Source organism: Bradyrhizobium oropedii, from assembly GCF_020889685.1.
GTDB classification, from domain to species: Bacteria; Pseudomonadota; Alphaproteobacteria; order Rhizobiales; family Xanthobacteraceae; genus Bradyrhizobium; species Bradyrhizobium oropedii.
On sequence record NZ_JACMYO010000215.1, the window covers coordinates 1 to 13,041 of the forward strand.

The 13,041-nt window shown below is 65.6% G+C and carries 12 protein-coding genes; 6 read left to right on the forward strand and 6 right to left on the reverse strand.

From position 1 onward, the window contains the following. The 3 genes from H8A95_RS36915 to H8A95_RS36925 all read left to right on the forward strand — a co-directional run. Positions 1-781 (forward strand): transporter substrate-binding domain-containing protein (locus tag H8A95_RS36915; RefSeq protein ID WP_229187548.1); only part of this gene is annotated, 781 nt, incomplete at its 5' end. A 238-nt stretch (positions 782-1,019) separates the two neighbouring features. Continuing rightward, the gene (locus H8A95_RS36920) at positions 1,020-2,660 is read left to right on the forward strand and encodes a lysine--tRNA ligase (RefSeq protein ID WP_229187549.1); all 1,641 of its coding nucleotides are present in this window, start codon (positions 1,020-1,022) and stop codon (positions 2,658-2,660) included. A gap of 373 nt (positions 2,661-3,033) precedes the next feature. Continuing rightward, complete coding sequence (locus H8A95_RS36925) at positions 3,034-3,819, forward strand: class II aldolase/adducin family protein (protein ID WP_229187550.1); 786 nt, start codon at positions 3,034-3,036, stop codon at positions 3,817-3,819. A 184-nt stretch (positions 3,820-4,003) separates the two neighbouring features. On the opposite strand, the gene H8A95_RS36930 is transcribed toward H8A95_RS36925, so the two are convergent. Further along, on the reverse strand, positions 4,004-4,657 hold the full coding sequence (locus H8A95_RS36930) for a S24 family peptidase (RefSeq protein WP_229187551.1): 654 nt from the start codon (positions 4,655-4,657) through the stop codon (positions 4,004-4,006). 207 nt (positions 4,658-4,864) lie between these two features. On the opposite strand from H8A95_RS36930, the gene H8A95_RS36935 reads away from it, so the two are divergent. Together H8A95_RS36935 and H8A95_RS36940 are read left to right on the forward strand one after the other, a co-directional pair. Continuing rightward, the gene (locus tag H8A95_RS36935) at positions 4,865-5,209 is read left to right on the forward strand and encodes a DUF952 domain-containing protein (protein WP_229187552.1); all 345 of its coding nucleotides are present in this window, start codon (positions 4,865-4,867) and stop codon (positions 5,207-5,209) included. Further along, on the forward strand, positions 5,206-6,303 hold the full coding sequence (locus tag H8A95_RS36940; RefSeq protein WP_229187553.1) for a quinone-dependent dihydroorotate dehydrogenase: 1,098 nt from the start codon (positions 5,206-5,208) through the stop codon (positions 6,301-6,303). The genes H8A95_RS36935 and H8A95_RS36940 overlap by 4 nt, the downstream gene beginning before the upstream one ends. 130 nt (positions 6,304-6,433) lie before the next feature. Here the strand turns inward: H8A95_RS36940 and H8A95_RS36945 are convergent, their stop codons facing one another. From H8A95_RS36945 to H8A95_RS36965, 5 genes are all read right to left on the reverse strand, one after another. Continuing rightward, on the reverse strand, positions 6,434-7,756 hold the full coding sequence (locus tag H8A95_RS36945; protein ID WP_229187554.1) for an MATE family efflux transporter: 1,323 nt from the start codon (positions 7,754-7,756) through the stop codon (positions 6,434-6,436). 120 nt (positions 7,757-7,876) lie between these two features. Next, a complete protein-coding gene (locus H8A95_RS36950) occupies positions 7,877-8,611 on the reverse strand; it encodes an MBL fold metallo-hydrolase (protein ID WP_229187555.1) in 735 nt (244 codons plus the stop codon). 22 nt (positions 8,612-8,633) lie between these two features. Beyond that, on the reverse strand, positions 8,634-8,942 hold the full coding sequence (locus H8A95_RS36955; RefSeq protein WP_229187556.1) for a DUF6460 domain-containing protein: 309 nt from the start codon (positions 8,940-8,942) through the stop codon (positions 8,634-8,636). A 99-nt stretch (positions 8,943-9,041) separates the two neighbouring features. Then, positions 9,042-10,913: a cisplatin damage response ATP-dependent DNA ligase gene (locus tag H8A95_RS36960; RefSeq protein WP_229187557.1), complete on the reverse strand. Its 1,872-nt coding sequence runs from the start codon at positions 10,911-10,913 to the stop codon at positions 9,042-9,044. Continuing rightward, complete coding sequence (locus tag H8A95_RS36965; RefSeq protein ID WP_229187558.1) at positions 10,910-11,971, reverse strand: ligase-associated DNA damage response exonuclease; 1,062 nt, start codon at positions 11,969-11,971, stop codon at positions 10,910-10,912. The genes H8A95_RS36960 and H8A95_RS36965 overlap by 4 nt, the downstream gene beginning before the upstream one ends. Positions 11,972-12,102: 131 nt before the next feature. Here H8A95_RS36965 and H8A95_RS36970 point away from each other — a divergent pair, with 131 nt between their 5' ends. Then, positions 12,103-13,029: a methyltransferase domain-containing protein gene (locus tag H8A95_RS36970; RefSeq protein ID WP_229187559.1), complete on the forward strand. Its 927-nt coding sequence runs from the start codon at positions 12,103-12,105 to the stop codon at positions 13,027-13,029. Positions 13,030-13,041: the final 12 nt, after the last annotated feature.

The following is a 13,041-nucleotide window of genomic DNA, read 5'->3' on the forward strand; positions in this document are numbered from 1 at the left end:
CGCGGCCGAAGCAGCGCCCCAGGCGGTGCCCGGCTTCTGGGATCCGCGGCGGCGCCCGGACCGGCCCGACCTGTCGCGCCTCACCGTGATTCGCTTCCTGACCGAGACCGATTATCCGCCGTTCAACTTCACTGGTCCGGACGGCAATCCGGCCGGCTTCAACGTCGACCTGGCGCGGGCGCTGTGCGACGAGATCAAGGTCACCTGCACCATCCAGATGCGGCGCTTCGAGACCCTGATCGATGCGCTCGCCACCAACCGCGGCGATGCCATCATCGCCTCGATGGCGGTGACGCCGCAGCTGCGCGCCAAGGTCGATTTCACCGATCCCTATTACCGTGCGCCGGCGCGCTTCGCGTCGCGCCGCGACAACGTGATGCCGGAAATCCGTCCCGAATATCTCGAGGGCAAGAAGGTCGGCGTCATCGCCGGCACCTCGCACGAGGCCTATCTCAAGGCGATGTTCACCGACGCCGAGATCCATTCCTATCCGGATAACGACGCGCTGCGCGCGGCACTGCGCCGCGGCGAGGTCGACTTCATCTTTGGCGATGCGATCTCGCTCGCGTTCTGGATCAACGGCACCGATTCCGCCGAATGCTGCGCGTTTTCCGGCGGCCCCTTCGTCGAGAGCCGCTTTTTCGGCGAGGGCGTCGGCATCGCGGTGCGCAAGGGCAACGACCTGCTCCGGCAGTCGCTGAACTGGGCGCTGTTCCGGATCTGGGAAAAAGGCCGCTTCACCGATCTGTGGCTGCGTTATTTCTCGATCAGCCCGTTCTGAGGAACGAGTGTCTTCACCTCGCCCCGCCTGCGGGGAGAGGTCGGAATTCAAGCGCAGCTTGAATTCCGGGTGAGGGGGACTCACCGCGATTCCGGCTCTTGCCGTTGATGCGGATCGAGCCCCTCACCCCAACCCTCTCCCCGCAAGGGCGGGGCGAGGGAGCAGGCACCGCTGCCGTCGTTTTGCATTTTGCCGCGAAAGCGTTAGTTTTCGCGGCCTTTTGGAGAAAGCCTGAAGAATGTCCGTGATTGATCTTGCTGCCAGCCCGAGCGACCTGCGGGCGCTCGCCGAACAATCCAACGCCTGGCCGTTCGAGCAGGCGAAAGCGATTGTGGCGCGGCTGAAGAAAAATCCCAAGGACGAGGTGCTGTTCGAGACCGGCTACGGCCCCTCGGGCCTGCCGCATATCGGCACCTTCGGCGAGGTCGCGCGCACCACGATGGTGCGCCACGCCTTCCGCGTCCTGACCGAGGACAAAATCAAGACGCGCCTGCTCGCCTTCTCCGACGACATGGACGGCCTGCGCAAGGTGCCGGACAACGTGCCGAACAAGGAGATGCTCGCACAGCATCTCGGAAAGCCGCTGACCAAGGTACCCGATCCGTTCGGGACCCATCCGAGCTTCGGCCAGCACAACAATGCGCGGCTGCGCGCCTTCCTCGATCAGTTCGGCTTCGACTACGAATTCGCGAGCTCGACCGAGTATTACACCTCCGGCCGGTTCGATGCCGCGTTGCTGCGCATGCTGGAGCGGATCGAGAAGGTGATGGCGATCATGCTGCCGTCGCTGCGCGAGGAGCGAGCGGCGAGCTACTCGCCGTTCCTGCCGATCTGTCCGCGCACCGGCCTCGTGCTCTACGTGCCGGTGACCGCGCATGACGCCAAGGCCGGCACGATTTCCTACGAGGATCCCGATACCAAGGAGAGCGTCACCGTTCCCGTCACCGGCGGTCGCTGCAAGTTGCAATGGAAGCCGGACTGGGCGATGCGCTGGTACGCGCTCGGCGTCGACTACGAAATGGCCGGCAAGGACCTGATCGACTCGGTGAAGCTGTCCGCCAAGATCTGCTCGGCGCTCGGCGGCACACCGCCCGAAGGCTTCAACTACGAGCTGTTCCTCGACGAGAAGGGCCAGAAGATCTCGAAGTCGAAGGGCAACGGGCTCACCATCGATGAATGGCTGCGCTACGCCTCGCCGGAATCGCTGTCGCTGTTCATGTACCGCGAGCCGAAGGCGGCGAAGCGGCTCTATTTCGACGTCATCCCGCGCAATGTCGACGACTACCAGCAGTTCCTCGACGGCTTCACGCGGCAGGAGGCGCGGCAGCAGCTGCAGAATCCGGTCTGGCACATCCATTCCGGCAAGCCGCCGCAGGCCGACATGCCCGTCACCTTCCAGCTCTTGCTGACGCTGGTGTCGTCGTCGAATGCGGAGAACGCCGAGACGTTGTGGGGCTTCATCGGCCGCTATCGGCCCGGCGTGACGCCGCAGATCCATCCGAAGCTCGACGCGATGGTCGGCTATGCCATCAACTACTATCGCGACTTCGTGGCGCCGACCAAGCAGTTCCGCGAGCCGACCGAGGGTGAGCGCGCCGCGCTGCAGGATCTGCGCGATGCGCTCGCCAACATGCCGGCAAGTGCGACCGCGGAAGACATCCAGAACGTGGTCTACGAGATCGGCCGCCGCGAGCCGTTCCTCGACATGGTCAAGAAAGGCAAGGACGGCCGCCCCGGCGTCTCGCTCGACTGGTTCAACATGCTCTACCAGGTGCTGCTCGGTCAGGAGAAAGGGCCGCGCTTCGGCTCCTTCGTCGCAGTCTACGGCGTGCAGAATGCGGTCAACATGATCGACGGCGCGCTGGCGCGTTCGTCGTAGTTCGACGACTCTTCCGATTGTCGTCCCTGCCTAGTGCGCAATTGCGCACGGGAGCAGGGACCCATAACCACAGGCCTTAGTTGTTAAAGCGAGCTGTGGCTCCAGCACCACAACATGCGACGATTGGTGGTTATGGGTCCCGGCTCAAGGCCGGGACGACAGCGGAAGTTGTGGTGCTTACAGCGGCTCGCCCTTCTTGGTCGTGAACCTTGTAGGTGCGCCATCGATATCACATGATCGCGGCGAGCCCGCAAAATCCGGATGGCTGATCCCCGGCAATTTCAGCGGGAGCTGGCGCCGGATTGCGCTAAACTCGCTTCCATAAAATCAGCACGGCCTCCGCAGAGAGGCCGGCACAGATGGGAGCATGCGCATGCAGTTCAGGGTTTCGCCGACATCGCTGCAGGACAGTTCGAGCGCCGAGGAATGGCAGGCGCGAGTCGACCTCGCGGCCGCGCATCGGCTCGCCTACATCCATGGCTTTTCGGAAGGCATCTTCAACCATCTCACCTTCGTGGTGCCCGGCCGCACCGATCGCTACTACCAGATCCCGTTCGGCATGCACTGGTCGGAGGTCACTGCGTCGTCCTTCATGGAGGTCGGCATCGACGATGCCGAGGTGAAGCGCGGCGAGGGTGAGGTCGAGCGCTCCTGCTTCTGCATCCATGCGCCGATCCACAAGGCGTTGCCGCAGGCCAAGGCGGTGTTCCACACCCACATGCCGTATGCGAGCGCGCTGACGCGGCTCAAGGATCCCCGCATCAAGGAGATCGGCCAGACTGAGGTCGGGCTGTCGGAGGCGATCGCGTATGACGATCTCTACACCGGCCCTGCGCTCGATCCAGAGGAAGGTGCGCGGCTCGCCAAGGTGATCGGCAACAAGACCATCCTGTTCATGGCCAACCACGGCATCTCGACCGTCGGCGAGACCGTCGCCGACGCCTATGACCGGCTCTATTACATCGAGCGCGCCGCGCAGGTGCAGATCTACGCGATGTGGACCCAGCAGCCGCTGAAGCAATTGCCGCAGCATGTGGTAGAGAAGACCAAGCGCGATTTCCGCGACGACCATCTCTACAACGGTCCGTCCCCGGCGCAGCGGCATTTCGATGCACTGAAGCGGATGCTGGACCGCAAGGAGCCGGACTACGCGACGTAGGGGGACGGCGCTACAACCTCCGCCGTCGTCCCTGCGAAAGCAGGGACCCATAACCACAGTGTCGAGTTGTTGAAGCGCGCTGTGGCCCCAGCGTGGTGCGCAACAATCATCGGTGGTTATGGGTCTGGGGTCGCGCTTCGCTTGCCCGGGACGACACCGATTTTGTGGTCGCCGGCTCGGCCAGCTACTGGCTCGCCCACACGACGCGCGCGATCCACGTGACCTCTTCGGCATCGAGCATGCGGTCGGGATGCTCCGGATTGAGCGAGGCGAGTTCCAGCACCTTGCCGGTGCGGCGCTTCAATTCCTTCACCATCACCTCGCCGCCGGTGGTGCGCACCACGACGCGGTCGCCGCGGCGGATCGCGGTCGCCGGTGACACCACGATGATGTCACCTTCGCGATAGGCCGGCTTCATCGAGTCGCCCTCGATCTCCAGCGCATAGGCGTGCTCGTCTGTTGTCGCCGGCAGCGCCACTTCATCCCAGCCCTTGCCGGCGGGAAAGCCGGAGTCGTCGAAATAGCCGCCGGCGCCGGCCTGTGCGAAGCCGATCAGCGGCACCGACTGGCCGGCGCGCGGGCCATCGCCGAGCAGCTGCACGAAGGTCTCCATGCTGGCATTGCTCGCGGCCAGCGCCTTGGAGAGCGATTCAGTGGAAGGCCAGCGCTCGCGGCCGTCGCCGGTCACGCGCTTGGACTTGTTGAAGGTGGTGGGATCGAGACCGGACTGCTTGGCAAGGCCGGACGGTGACAGGCCGGCGCGTTCGGCGAGCCGATCGAGTGCGGCCCAGACCTGCGCGTGGGTCAGCGGTCGGGCGGCTTTGGGTTGCTTCGCCATCGAGGACATCCCCCGGGTGGTATCCTAGGAATTATTGCCTGAAACTTGGGATTTTCGCAAATCTGCCGCCGGATCTGTCCCGGCACCGCTTGAGTTGCGCCGCTGCCGCCGATACGGTCCCTCGCTCGCCACATGGCGTCTGGGGCATTTCCCCTCAAATCCGGATAAAACCCCAAGAGACTCAAGGACAAAAGGGAAGGCCGGGCCGTGCCCATGATCTACAAAATCACCCCCGCTTCGGCCTGGCGCGAGGCCGAGCGGCAGGGCGTGTACCGGGGCAGTGCGGACGACAATCGCGACGGCTTCATCCATTTTTCCACCGCCGCCCAGGTGGCCGAGACCGCGCGCAAGCACTACCACGGGCAAACCGGCCTGTTCCTGGTCGCGGTCGATGCCGATGTGCTGGGCGACGCCCTGCGCTGGGAGCGGTCGCGCAACGACGAGCTGTTCCCGCATCTCTATGGCGAACTCGACCTCGGCGCGGTCATCGAGATCCTCAGCCTGCGCGCGCGCTCCGACGGTGGCCACGACGTTCCGGAGCTCAAGCCGTGATCCGTGCCTTCGACGCCTTCTCGCTGCCGCTGCTGCGCTGGTTCGATCCGGAAGATGCCCATCGCATGGCGATCCAGGGCCTGAAGCTGTTGCCGCCGATCCGGCAACGGGTGGATGATCCCAAGCTCGCGGTGCGCGCCTTCGGACTGAACTTCCCGAACCCGATCGGCATGGCGGCGGGTTTCGACAAGAGCGCCGAGGTGCCCGACGCACTGCTGCGGCTCGGCTTCGGCTTTGTCGAGATCGGGTCGGTGACGCCGAAGCCGCAGGCCGGCAACCCGCGGCCGCGCTTGTTTCGCCTGGAGCGCGACGAGGCCGTCATCAACCGCATGGGCTTCAACAATGACGGCGCGGAAGCCGTGCTGCGGCGGCTCGCCGCGCGCGCCGGCGCCGCAGGGATCGTCGGGGTCAATGTCGGGGCCAACAAGGATTCAGCCGACCGCGTCGCCGACTATGTGAAGCTGATCGAGACGTTCGCGCCGGTCGCAAGCTATTTCACCGTCAACGTCTCCTCGCCGAATACGCCGGGCCTGCGCAATCTGCAGCAATCGGCGGCGCTCGACGATCTGCTGGCGCGGGTGATCGATACCCGCGAGCGCGTACGCAAGAACGCGGGCGACTCGCCGGTGCTGCTCAAGATCGCGCCGGACCTGAGCCTCGCCGAGCTCGACGACGTTGTGCACATCGCGCGCTCGCGGCGCGTCGACGGCATGATCGTCGCCAACACCACTCTTGCGCGCCCCTCGACCTTGCGCGAGGACAACCGCGCCAAGGAGCAGGGCGGTCTGTCGGGCCGTCCGCTGTACCGGCTGTCGACGCGGATGGTGGCCGAGACCTATGTCCGCGTCGAAGGCGCGTTTCCGCTGATCGGCGTCGGCGGCATCGATTCCGGTGGTGCGGCGCTGACCAAGATCCGCGCCGGGGCCAGCCTGATCCAGCTCTACTCCTCGCTGGTCTACAAGGGCATCGGTCTGGTCGACGACATCAAGCGCGACCTGTCCTCGACCTTGCTGCGCACCGGCCGCGACTCGCTGTCGGAAATAGTCGGCGCCGATGCCGCGACCATTACGGCCGAGGATTGGCCGGTGCGGTAAGTACCCGTAGCCCGGATGGAGCCAACGGGTCGCGCGAACGCGCGCCCGATGACAGGCTCCGCGCAATCCGGGACGGTCTTGCCGAGGGCGGAGACCCCGGATTTCGCTTGGCTCCATCCGGGCTACGAATCTACGATTTGAATGACTTCTTCAGCAGCGCCGGATAGCGCAGGCCCTGCAAGCCGCCGCGCGCGACGTAGAAGCCGAGCAGCGCGATCCACAGGCCGGTGTTGCCGTATCCGCTCAGCACCCACCATGCGGCGAGGAAGATCGCGAGCGAGGCCAGCATCAAATTGCGCATCTCGCGCGCCCAGGTCGCGCCGACATAGATGCCGTCGAAGCCGAACGCGAACACGCCGGGCAGGGGGGCCAGGATCACGAACACCAGGAACTCGCGCGCATAGCGGCGCACGTCCTCGCTGGTCGTCATCAAATTGATCAGCGCCGGTCCGAACAGCGCGAACAGCACCGAGACCACCAGCGCGAAGCCGATGCCCCACAGCAGCACCAGCCGCGTCGAATCGGCGAAGCCGCGTCCGTCGCGCGCGCCGAAAGCGCGGCCGCACAGCTGCTGCGCGGCGTTGGCGAGGCCGTCGAGGAAGAAGGCACTCACCAGCAGGAAATTGTTCGGCACCGAATTCGCCGCCAAGGTCACGTCGCCTTCGCGCGCGCCCTTTGCGGTGAAGAACAGGAACACGACGATCAGCGCCGCGGTGCGGACCATGATGTCGCGGTTGACGGCCAGCATGCGCGTCAGCTTGGCGCGATCGAACAGCGTGGCGGCTGGAACCGCAAAGCCGCCTTGCGAGATCCGCCACGCCACGACGATGCCGACAATGAAACCAGCGGTCTCGGCGAGCACGGCGGCGATCGCGGCACCGGCAATGCCGGCGCCATAGGCCTGCACCAGCAGCACGGTTGCGATCATGTTGATGATGTTGATCACGATCTGCAGCGCCAGCGCCAGATTGGCGCGCGCCTGGCCGACCAGCCACCCCAGGATGACGTAGTTGGCGAGCGCCAGCGGCGCCGACCAGATCCGGATCATGAAATAGCTCTTGGCCGCACGCGTGACGCCCTCGCTGCCGCCCATCAGCTGGAATGTGATTGCGGCGAGCGGCACCTGCAGCGCGATCAGCGCCGCGCCGATCAGGCCGGCGACGATGAAGCCGCGCACCAGGATCGGAGCGAACTCTTGAGGTTCGCCGGCGCCCTGCGCCTGCGCGGTGAAGGCCAGCGTGCTCATGCGCAGGAAGGCGAACAGCCAGAACAGGCAGTCAAAGATCACCGAGGCCATCGCCACGCCGCCGAGCAGCGCGGCATCGTCGAGATGGCCGATCGCGGTGGTCGAGACGATGCCGATCAGCGGCGTGGTCAAATTGGCGACCATCGCGGGGCCGGCGATGGCGAAAACTTGGCGGCTCGTGATCTTCTGGTGAACGGGGGCGTGCATGGCTACAATTGTGAGGAACGTCCTATTTTATCGCGTCGTCCGCCGCGCGGCCATGCTCGAATTGTTCTCAGAGCAATGCGGTGGCGAGGGGGCTGGGCAGCCCGCGAAGCAATTGCGCGGTCAGAACACCACGACCATGCCGTCGCTTGCTGCCGTGTACGGCAGCTCGTCGACGCGGCCGAGCATGTCGTCGCTCATGTGGGTCAGCACCACGCGTTTGGCGTTGATGGCGGGTAAATGCGCTTCCAGCGTTGTCAGGCTGAGATGGTTCTTGACCAATTTGTCGTACGTATAGGCTTCGGCGATGAACAGATCGGCGTCCCGCGCCGCGGGGATCAGCGCGTCGGTCCACTCGGTGTCAGCGCTGTAGCTGACGACGCGGCCTTCCGCCTCGACGCGATAGGCGAGGTGCGGACCGCCGGATTCGCCATGCATCACCGGGTAGGGCGTCACGGTCACCTCGCCGAAGCTGCGCCGCTCTTGCGGCGTGAGCGTGACGACGGACAGATCGAAGCGCTGTCTGGTTTTGGAGGAGTGCTCGAACATCACCTCCATCACTGCGGGCAGCTTCGTTTCGATGCCTTCGGGACCTGCGATCACCAGCGGCCGGCTGCGGCGCGAAAATTGCGCGTCGAGCAGGAAGAACGGCAGGCCGGCAAAATGGTCGCCGTGGAAATGCGTGATCAGGATCAGGTCGATCGCGTCGCGGTCGATCTCGAGCCGCTTCATCGCGGGAAGCGATGAAGCGCCGCAGTCGATCAGGAAATTGGTCCGCGCGCCGCTGACGTGGAAGCAGGTGTTGAAGCGGCCGCCGGAGCCGAATGCATCGCCGCAGCCGACAAATCGCAATTGCATCGGCTGCGAGCTTTCCTTTGATTCACCGGCCGCGCGGCGCGCCGAACAGCCGCGACAACAGCCAGATCGGGATCACGATCACGGCGCCGAGCAGGAAGTAGCGCCAGGCCCAGTTGATCGCGTCGAAGCCGAAATCCCAAAGGCTCTGGAACAGCCTGCGGATGCTATGGAGAATGTTCCACGGGTCGAGGCCGATCGCGGCGAGCACGACGCCGACCAGGATCGAGAGCAGGATCAACCGGAACGCCACCGAGAGCGGCGAGCCGCCGAGAAAGCGGTACAGGCCGTCGCTCTGGCCGCCGGCCGGCAAGTCCCTGACGTCGTTGGGCATCGTTGTCTCCTGGCGGAATCGCCCGCGCATTATAGGTCACGGCGGTGCACATGGGAAACCCGCGGGGCGCGATCAATGGCTGCCATGCGGCTTGCGGGTTTAACTTCCTGTCATGGAGATTAACAGCCGTTCAAGTGTCTCCAGCCGGTCGGCTTCGCGCGGAGGCTTGTCCCACCGCAGGCGGCTGATGCGGGGAAAGCGCATCGCGACGCCGGATTTGTGTCGCGGCGAGCGCTGCAGGCCCTCGAAGGCGACTTCCAGCACCAGCCCTTGATCCGGCTCGTGCACGACGTGCCGCACCGGCCCGAACTTCTCGGTGGTGTTGCGGCGGACGAAGCGGTCGATCTGCAGCAGCTCCTCGTCGGTGAAGCCGAAATAGGCCTTGCCGACCGGCACCAGCTCGTCGCCGGCCTCGCCACGGGTCCAGACCCCGAATGTATAGTCGGAATAATAGGACGAGCGCTTGCCGTGGCCGCGCTGGGCATACATCAGCACGGCATCGATGATGTGCGGATCGCGCTTCCACTTCCACCACGGGCCCTTCGGCCGTCCGGGCAGATAGGGTGCGTCGCGCCGCTTCAGCATCACGCCTTCGACCGCGTCCGCATCATCGCCGGCGCCTGCGCTCTTCGGATCGGCGCGCGCGGCGGCGAGCTCTTCCCAGCTTGCGAACGGCACGGTCGGCGACAGGTCGATGCGCGGATCGTTCAGCCTGGCGACGAAGGCTTCGAGCTGCGCACGCCGTTCGGTGAACGGCAGCTCGCGCAGATCGTTCGCGTCGTCGCCGAGCAGGTCGTAGGCGCGCAGATGAATTGGGAATTCCTTGATCAGCTTCGGCGAGACGACTTTGCGGTTCAGCCGTTGCTGCAAGACGTTGAAGGTCTGCACGCGGCCGTCGCGCAGCACCAGCAATTCGCCGTCGATCGCGCCGGGCAGATGCAGCGACGGCACCAGGTCGGGGAAGCTGCCGGTGATGTCCTCGCCGGTGCGCGAATAGAGCCGCGCCTGGATGTGGCCGTGCGCATCACGGCCGGCGACTGCCTGCACGCGGATGCCGTCCCATTTCCATTCCGCGCTGAAATCGGCGGCGTCGAGATTGGCAAAGTCCGCATCCTCGATCGCATGCGCCAGCATCACCGGGCGGAATGGGGTCGGGTCGCTGTTGACAGGCTTGTCGCCGCGGCCTTCGAGCCAGGCGAACAGGTCGAGATAGGGCGGCGACAGCCCCGGCCACATCAGCTCGATCTCGTGCGGGTCTTTGTCGCCGAGTGCGGCCGCTGCGGTCTTCGCCAGCCGCGCCGAGATCCCGATCCGCATCGCGCCGGTGACGAGCTTCAGCAACGCCCAGCGTCCGGTCTCGTCGAGTTCGTCCAGCCAGCGCGCGAGCTGTGCCGGCAGCTCGGCCTTGCCGAGCGTGCGCAGCGTGGTGACGACGTCGGTCAGCATGGGAGGAGGTGGGTTGTTGTGGAGAGTGTTGCGCATGCGTGGGTCATCACTTGCATCGCGCCCGCGGTACCCCTCTCCCTCACCCTCCCCCGCAAGGGGGGAGGGAGCCTGTCCAGTGAGACGTCCCTCACTGACGTCAATTCCTTCAACATCGTTGTGAGGTGAGCACGCCGGTTGGGCACCCTCCCCCCTTGCGGGGGAGGGTGGGGGAGAGGGGTGGCCCAGGAAAGACTCGTTGTGAGATGCACCAGTCGCCTTCGGCCACATCAGCGCAACTGTCTCCGAGAGATCGCCGACGTAGTCATAGGAATAACCGAACAGCACGGGGTCGGCGCGTTCGGTGATCAGATCGCGGATCAAGCCCGGCTTGGCGTGCTTGAACGACAGCGCGCCGGTCAGCGCCGCGAGCGCGTAGCCGCGGTCGGGGTCCTCAGTCTCGCGGAAATAGCCGACCAGCAGCTTGATCTTGTTGTTGCGGCCGGGCTCGTAGGCGAGGCGGTCGAGTAGCTCGGCAAAGCGGTTCATGGCTTCTTGGTCTCGCCATCGGGCTGGGCCTCGCCAGTGGCCGCCGCCGTCTCGCTTTCGTCCTCGTCGCCGTAGCCGACCAGATCGAGCGGCCGGGCGGCAAGGCCCTTTGTCTTGCACCAATGCACTAAGGCATCTTCCTGGCCGTGGGTGACCCAGATCTCGCCGGCACCGGTCGCCGCAATCGTTGCCGTCAGCCCATCCCAGTCGGCATGATCCGAGATCACCAGCGGCAGCTCGATGCCGCCTTGCCGGGCTCGCGCGCGTACGCGCATCCAGCCCGATGCAAAGGCAGTGACCGGATCGGGAAAGCGCCGCGTCCAGACATCCGAGGTCGCGCTCGGCGGCGCCAGCGTGATGGTGCCGGCGAGGTCGGCCTTCTTCATGCCGCGCGCGGGCCTGAGCTCACCGAGGGGAATGCCGCGCTCCTGATAATAGTAGGTGATCTTCTCCATCGCGCCATGCAGATAGATCGGCGCGTCGTAGCCGGCCTCGCGCAGCAGGGCGATCACGCGCTGTGCCTTGCCGAGCGAATAGGCGCCGACCAGATGCGCGCGCTCCGGAAACAGTTTTACGGAGGCGAGCAGCTTGTTGACTTCGCCGGCGGCATCGCCGTGGCGGAACACCGGCAATCCAAAGGTCGCCTCCGTGATGAAGACGTCGCAGGGCACCAGCTCGAACGGCGCGCAGGTCGGGTCGCGCGCGTCCTTGTAGTCGCCGGAGGCAACGATGCGCCTGTCCTTGCAGGTGACCGAGATCTGGGCCGAGCCCAGCACGTGACCGGCAGGATGAAACGACACCGTGACATCGCCGAGCCTGATCTCCTCGCCATAGGCGACCGCCTGCACAGAGCCAGCGAAATTCTCGCCGTAGCGCAGCCGCATCATGTCGAGGGTTTCCTGGGTCGCGAGGACAGCGCCGTGGCCCGCCCGTGCATGGTCGGAATGGCCATGCGTGATCAGGGCCAGCTCGACCGGCCTGACAGGATCGATGTGGAAGCCGCCGGGCTTGCAGCAAAGCCCGGCCGGGACGGGCATCAGGATGTCTTGCGGGCGCATGCCGCACATATAGGCATTGATTCCGCGATATCTAATCGTCAATCGCGGGCTTGACCGGCGCATCCATCTCCGGAAAAAGTCCGTGCTTTGATGGATGGCCCGACCCGGCCGAGATTGGTTCCTTAAAGAGAATGGCCCCGCGCCTGTTTCTGTCCTCCGGCGACCTCGTTGCCGACCGCCGCTACGAGTTCGCGCGCGACCTGCAATTGAAGGGCGATCTGCCGGCTGCTGCCGAGCTGCTCGAACAGGCGATCGAGCTGGTGCCGAAATTCCCGTCGGCCTGGTACACGCTGGGCAAGATCCGCCTCGAACTCGGCCAGCGCGAAGCCGCGATCGCAGCCTTCCGCGCCGCGCGCGATGCCGATCCCGAAGACCGCCACGGCGCCGGCCTGCATTTGATGCAGCTCGGCGTCGAGGCCGTCAGCGCGATGCCGCCGGGCTATGTGCAGACGCTGTTCGATCAATACGCGCCGCGCTTTGAGGCGGCGCTGGTCGGCGATCTCGGCTATCGCGGTCCGGCGCTGCTGTTCAAGGCGGTGCTGTCGGTGCGCGCGGGCGCGAAGAAGCCGGCGTTCTTCAAGCGCGCGATCGATCTCGGCTGCGGCACGGGGCTCGCGGCCGGCGCATTCGCGCGGCATGTCGACCGCTTCATCGGCATCGACCTGTCGCCGCGCATGATCGACAAGTCGCGCACCACCGGGCTTTATGCCGAGCTCGAGGTCGACGACATGTTGAAGGGCATTTCGACCAAGCCCGATGCCAGCGCCGAATTGATCCTTGCTGCGGACGCGATGGTCTATGTCGCCGATCTCGCGCCCGTGCTCGCCGAGACCGCGCGCGTGCTGGTGCCAGGCGGCGTGCTCGCGTTCACGACGGAGACGCATGACGGTGAGGGCGTCATCCTCGGCGCGGGGCTGCGCTACGCGCACAGCGCGGCTTACGTGCGCGCCTCGGTCGCTGCTGCCGGGCTGACACTGCCCCTGCTCGACGATCTCTCGGCGCGCAATGAAGACAACATCCCGGCACCTGGGCTCGTCGCCGTCGCCGTCAAGCCCTAACGCACCCTCTCC

Bases quoted from the DNA above. Each gene is read 5' to 3' on its own strand.
- H8A95_RS36920 (WP_229187549.1), top strand. From the start codon at position 1,020: ATGTCCGTGATTGATCTTGCTGCCAGCCCGAGCGACCTGCGGGCGCTC.
- H8A95_RS36925 (WP_229187550.1), top strand. From the start codon at position 3,034: ATGCAGTTCAGGGTTTCGCCGACATCGCTGCAGGACAGTTCGAGCGCC.
- H8A95_RS36930 (WP_229187551.1), bottom strand. From the start codon at position 4,657: ATGGCGAAGCAACCCAAAGCCGCCCGACCGCTGACCCACGCGCAGGTC.
- H8A95_RS36945 (WP_229187554.1), bottom strand. From the start codon at position 7,756: ATGCACGCCCCCGTTCACCAGAAGATCACGAGCCGCCAAGTTTTCGCC.
- H8A95_RS36950 (WP_229187555.1), bottom strand. From the start codon at position 8,611: ATGCAATTGCGATTTGTCGGCTGCGGCGATGCATTCGGCTCCGGCGGC.
- H8A95_RS36955 (WP_229187556.1), bottom strand. From the start codon at position 8,942: ATGCCCAACGACGTCAGGGACTTGCCGGCCGGCGGCCAGAGCGACGGC.
- H8A95_RS36960 (WP_229187557.1), bottom strand. From the start codon at position 10,913: ATGAACCGCTTTGCCGAGCTACTCGACCGCCTCGCCTACGAGCCCGGC.
- H8A95_RS36965 (WP_229187558.1), bottom strand. From the start codon at position 11,971: ATGCGCCCGCAAGACATCCTGATGCCCGTCCCGGCCGGGCTTTGCTGC.
- H8A95_RS36970 (WP_229187559.1), top strand. From the start codon at position 12,103: ATGGCCCCGCGCCTGTTTCTGTCCTCCGGCGACCTCGTTGCCGACCGC.